Below are 3,480 nucleotides of genomic sequence, written 5' to 3'. Positions count from 1 at the left end.
TTTGTGGCTCCAGCCACATTTTTTAAGAAGCGGCTGGAGCCGCAAGAACTAAGCGTTCCCAGGCTGGAGCCTGGGAACGAGAGGTAACCAGGAACCGATTTTAACGACCAACATGTTTGTTCCGAAATTTGTGCTAAGCGCCTAAAGTCTTCTTTTAATCAGCCGATTAAGGTACCGAAAGGCTAAGTTTTCGGTCCCCGGATAAACTGATCAAAAGGAGGTAATTTATGGATATTCAAGGCTTCAGCGTAGGAGGCGGCCTAACAGCGCTGAAAAACTCCCTGCAGATGCATGGTCTTGGACAGGAACTGATTCAAAAAACCTTCAACGAAAACAATGCAGCAGCCAATGCTCAGGGTGTTACACAGAGTGCACCCCAGGCCGAAGGCCAGGCACAAACAGCTAATGCCGAAGGTGTGGGCGGAATCTTAAATAAAATTGTATGAATATCTGCTGACAGCAGGGGGACCGGAGACAGCCTTAATATCCAGCCCTCTCTTTCGTAACAGTATAGGCGCTCAGCAGAAACCCTGTCACAAAAAACAAGGACAATTTCTAGCAAAGACAGGGTTTCAGCGCTTGGCAGTGGGACAGTCCCGCACTTATCCCATTTACTGTTATGGCCGGAAAGCTGCAGAATATTTGAATGATAAGTGCGTGGAGAGTAAGTCCCCACGCCGCATGCAGACAGCTTAACAGTAACCTGTCTTCAAAACTACTGCACCACATAAACAGCTGCAGCATCCAAGGACACCTGAACCCCATGCTAAATCTCAACAAGCACTTCCTTCTGGCCGTCAGTGATGAACCCAGCCACCAGTACGGCGCAAGATTCCTGGGTTATTTTTTCCAGAACAAATCCAGGATAAGAGTGGACCTTCTGAATATCGCCTTCAACCCTCAAAAAAACATGGCTACTCAAGGAGATCCTACTCCGGATCAAATATCCAGGATAAAACACTCCAGCATGCAGAAGGGAAACCTGGTCCTGCAGGCGGCCCATGATAAACTTCTAAGTTATGGGTTCTCCGGCGGGTCCCTAAAATCAGACCTAAAAATGCAGACATTTTCCACGGTCCAGGATCTGGTATCCTATGCCCGCAAAGGTCTTTATGATTCCCTGGTCCTGGGAAGACGAGGTATAGGCATGCTTGAAAGCCTGGTTCAGGACAGCGTCAGCAGCAAGCTGCTGCACCAGGAATGTGACCTGCCCATCTGGATCTGTCGAGAACCGGCCAGGGAAAAACAAGGCGTCCTTATTTGCACCGACGGTTCCGAGCCCAGCCTGAGCGTTGCCGACCATGTTGGTTTTGCCCTGGCAGAAGAGCCAGCTCACGGCATCACTGTGCTGCATGTATCCGGTAACAGAGATGAGACAGAAAGAGAACATATCATGAACAGCACTTTAAAACGCCTTCAGGACAACAACATCCAGGAATCGCGCATAACTTTGAAAGGCATTAACAGCAGCGATATATCCGGAACCATCCTGGATTACGCCCGGCAAAACAACTTCGCCGTAATCGCCATGGGCCGCACCGAGAGAAAAAAGCCCGCCACAGGCCTGGGCCGCTTTTTCATGGGGTCGGTCAGTGAAAAGGTTTTCAAAAATTTCAACCACGCAAGTCTCTGGATACACCATTGATGTTTTGCTGACCTCTTCTTTTGTAACACTACAGCGAAACTTATTTATTGACCTCCGGTGACTGGCTCTCCCCGCACTTATTTTTAAAATGCCGTCAAACATCCTTCAGAAAAATAAGTGCGGGGGTGCCTGTCCCCCATTGAGATGCCATGCTGTATTTTATAAGTTTCGTTGTAGTGGTAACTATTCAGAGGATTCCCGGTGGTGATTGCCGGCAATCATGCCACAGTCGTGACCGGGAACTGCCCCCAGGCCGGTATCCGCCAGCATGAAAGGTTGCTTGCAAATGGTCACCCGCAAAAAAAGAAATAAAACACTTGATTTTTTCATAAAAAAGGTTAAATTTACTTTTTTTTAGGCGAGGTAGCTCAGGAGGTCAGAGCATGCGGCTCATATCCGCAGTGTCGGGGGTTCAAGTCCCTCCCTCGCTACCACAAAAATACAAGGGGTTCAGGTGCTTAGCTTGAACCCCTTTTTTTGCGATCATATTTACCCCCACTTTACCCCCAATTTTAAAATATTGTGCTCAGTCTCTTTATTGACGCGCTGCTGGCGAACTGCCAGCTGGCCGGCCGACTGCAAGCAGTTCTGCCCCGGGATCCTGACCAGGCAGCAAGCTCTCAAGGCAAGCACGCTGCTGGAGCAAGGCTCTTAGAAAAAAAACCCCGCCGGAGCGGGTTTGGGGTGGCTATTTAAGCAGTTTTCTAAATATAAGCAAGGGGGTGATTCCGACAAAGTTGTCCGGCCTGCCGAAACCAGCCCTGATCCCCTCGCTGGCTTGCGCAAGGCCCTCCAGTGCTTCTGGAAATGATGTGTTCTTTTGCCCAAACTGATTTGCCAGGGCATCAACAATTCCCAAAATATACCACTCGCCAACCAGCGTTGAGCCGTGCTTTAGCATAAGGTTACCCGGAGCATCACGAAGGTTGTTTCCATTGATTGCACCCCATGCGGTACTCCTCTTGTCTTCGATGATTACCTGTAAAGACCAGGGGACAACATCTGAGATAAGCTGAGAAAGACTGGCTGCCTGTTTTTGGTGGTGTTTGTGAATCTGCTTGTCTTTGCCTTTTTTGGGAGCAGTGACGGGTTGCTCTAAAAATTGGGGCATGATTCCAATAAAATGTTTGTAGGCGTTAAGGTCCAGTATTGAAACCGTTCCGTTCAGCAAGATAAAGTTGCCAGGGCTAATGCTTGAAGTGTCTGATACGATAAAATTCTCTTCGTGCAGTCCCTGTAAGACATCCCGCAGGATAAGATCGTGAGGGTCAAGCATTTCAAGCTTAGATTCATTTTGGGTTGCTGAGCTTCCAAGCAATGCATGTCCCAAAGGGGAGCCTCCAATTTGCCCTTCTGATGATTTGGTGCGACTTTCTGAAGCAACATTTTCAATGGCTCCGAGCAGCCCAGAAAAAAGTTGGGCGTAAATTGACTTTACCCTCTCGTGGTCAATATACAAAAAATCATACAGGGTCGCCATGCGTTCTCCTCGGCCCGGACTTTAATCTGGTCTGCACACGATCTCTCATGGCTTCAAAGTCATTTTCATGTTCTTTGAATTGATTGCCTATAGCTTGTAGAGATTTTTGAACAGCCTTTGCGTGTTGCTCTGAGTTCTCAGCGCTGGCCTTGAAGGCTGCGTTGATTCCTGTAATTATCTGCTCTATGGCTTGATTGTTCATGCAGTCACCTCCCCCTTTTGTTTGATTGAAATTGTTAGTGACTTACTCCTGAAACCCTGTCACAAAAAACAAGAAAAATTTGAGCCATGACGGGGGTTCAGCACTTGGCACTGGGACTGTTTCATTTTTGGACACTAAGCTCAGGTGCTCCCC

At 48.2% G+C, this 3,480-nt stretch carries 4 protein-coding genes and 1 tRNA gene; 3 read left to right on the top strand and 2 right to left on the bottom strand.

Going from position 1 to position 3,480, the window contains the following annotated elements; genetic code table 11:
- Nucleotides 1–227 precede the first annotated feature (227 nt).
- The 3 genes from QZP87_RS12385 to QZP87_RS12375 all read left to right on the top strand — a co-directional run bounded on the left by QZP87_RS12385 (nucleotide 228) and on the right by QZP87_RS12375 (nucleotide 2,079).
- Nucleotides 228–446: a hypothetical protein gene (locus QZP87_RS12385; protein ID WP_291323234.1), complete on the top strand. Its 219-nt coding sequence runs from the start codon at nucleotides 228–230 to the stop codon at nucleotides 444–446.
- A gap of 317 nt (nucleotides 447–763) precedes the next feature.
- Nucleotides 764–1,645, top strand: coding sequence for a universal stress protein (locus QZP87_RS12380; protein ID WP_291323233.1), 882 nt, complete (start codon nucleotides 764–766; stop codon nucleotides 1,643–1,645).
- 357 nt (nucleotides 1,646–2,002) lie between these two features.
- A tRNA-Met gene (locus tag QZP87_RS12375) sits at nucleotides 2,003–2,079 on the top strand.
- Nucleotides 2,080–2,333: 254 nt separating this feature from the next.
- Here QZP87_RS12375 and QZP87_RS12370 read toward each other — a convergent pair.
- Complete coding sequence (locus QZP87_RS12370; RefSeq protein ID WP_291323232.1) at nucleotides 2,334–3,125, bottom strand: hypothetical protein; 792 nt, start codon at nucleotides 3,123–3,125, stop codon at nucleotides 2,334–2,336.
- Complete coding sequence (locus QZP87_RS12365; protein ID WP_291323231.1) at nucleotides 3,109–3,327, bottom strand: hypothetical protein; 219 nt, start codon at nucleotides 3,325–3,327, stop codon at nucleotides 3,109–3,111. Before QZP87_RS12365 ends, QZP87_RS12370 begins: the two co-directional genes overlap by 17 nt.
- Between the last annotated feature and the right edge of the window lie 153 nt (nucleotides 3,328–3,480).

It is taken from the genome of Desulfonatronospira sp. (genome assembly GCA_003563255.1).
In the GTDB taxonomy this organism is placed as follows: Bacteria; Desulfobacterota; Desulfovibrionia; order Desulfovibrionales; family Desulfonatronovibrionaceae; genus Desulfonatronospira.
This window is presented reverse-complemented; position numbering and strand designations above follow the sequence as displayed.

Bases quoted from the DNA above. Each gene is read 5' to 3' on its own strand.
- QZP87_RS12385 (WP_291323234.1), top strand. From the start codon at position 228: ATGGATATTCAAGGCTTCAGCGTAGGAGGCGGCCTAACAGCGCTGAAA.
- QZP87_RS12380 (WP_291323233.1), top strand. From the start codon at position 764: ATGCTAAATCTCAACAAGCACTTCCTTCTGGCCGTCAGTGATGAACCC.
- QZP87_RS12370 (WP_291323232.1), bottom strand. From the start codon at position 3,125: ATGGCGACCCTGTATGATTTTTTGTATATTGACCACGAGAGGGTAAAG.
- QZP87_RS12365 (WP_291323231.1), bottom strand. From the start codon at position 3,327: ATGAACAATCAAGCCATAGAGCAGATAATTACAGGAATCAACGCAGCC.